The sequence below is a fragment of the Phenylobacterium sp. genome, assembly GCF_030654915.1.
Classification (GTDB): Bacteria; Pseudomonadota; Alphaproteobacteria; order Caulobacterales; family Caulobacteraceae; genus Phenylobacterium.
Map to the genome: position 1 here is coordinate 1 of NZ_JAURWM010000143.1, position 1,069 is coordinate 1,069.

Annotated in this window: 1 protein-coding gene; it reads right to left on the reverse strand. The window is 70.4% G+C overall.

From position 1 onward, the window contains the following. A partial coding sequence (locus Q7T84_RS07330) for a histidine ammonia-lyase (RefSeq protein WP_304807241.1) occupies window positions 1-1,069 on the reverse strand: 1,069 nt, incomplete at both ends.

The following is a 1,069-nucleotide window of genomic DNA, read 5'->3' on the forward strand; positions in this document are numbered from 1 at the left end:
TGGGCCGCCATCGAGACGAGGTCTTCCTGGTTTGCCGAGGACGGGATCGATTCGACGCTGGCCGGATAGGCGCGCGGCTTGTTTTCGGACCCAATGGCGGCGGCCGTGACCTGCGGGATCATGAAGCCCGAGTTGAGGCCAGGCTTGGGCGTCAGGAACGCCGGCAGCCCTGAGAGCGCGGGGTCAACCAGCATGGCGATCCGCCGCTCGGCCAACGAGCCGATCTCGCAGACCGTCAGGGCGATCATGTCGGCGGCGAAGGCCACCGGCTCGGCGTGGAAGTTGCCGCCGGACAGGGCCTCGTCGGTCTCGGGGAAGATCAGCGGATTGTCGGTGACGCCGTTGGCCTCGGTTCCCAGCGTCGTCGCCGCTTGGCGCAGCACGTCGAGCGCCGCGCCCATCACCTGTGGCTGGCAGCGCAGGCAGTAGGGGTCCTGGATCCGCTCGTCGTCTTTGAGGTGAGAGGCGCGGATCGCCGAACCGGCCATCAGTCCGCGCAGGGCGTCGGCGGTCTCGATCTGGCCGGCATGGCGGCGCAGGGCATGGATGCGCGGATCGAACGGGGTGTCGGAGCCCTTGGCCGCTTCGGTCGACAGCGCGCCGGTGACCAGGGCCGTGCGGAACAGCACCTCGGCCTCAAACAGGCCGGCCAGGGCGTTGGCGGTCGAGAACTGGGTGCCGTTCAGTAGGGCGAGGCCCTCCTTGGGACCCAGCGTCACCGACGACAGCCCGGCCTCGGCCAGGGCCTGGGCGGCCGGCAGGCGGGCCTCGCCGACGAAGATGTCGCCGACCCCGATCATGGTCGCGGCCATGTGGGCGAGCGGGGCGAGGTCGCCCGAGGCGCCGACAGATCCCTGGGCCGGAACGACCGGCGTCAGGCCTTTCATCAGCATGGCTTCCAGCAGCGCGACGGTCGCGGGCCGAACGCCCGAGGCGCCTTGCGCCAGGCTGGCCAGCTTCAGGGCCAGCATCAGCCGGATGACCGGAACGGGCGAGGGCTCGCCCACGCCCGCGGCGTGCGACAGGACGATATTGCGTTGCAGGGTTTCAAGATCGCCCGCCTCGATGC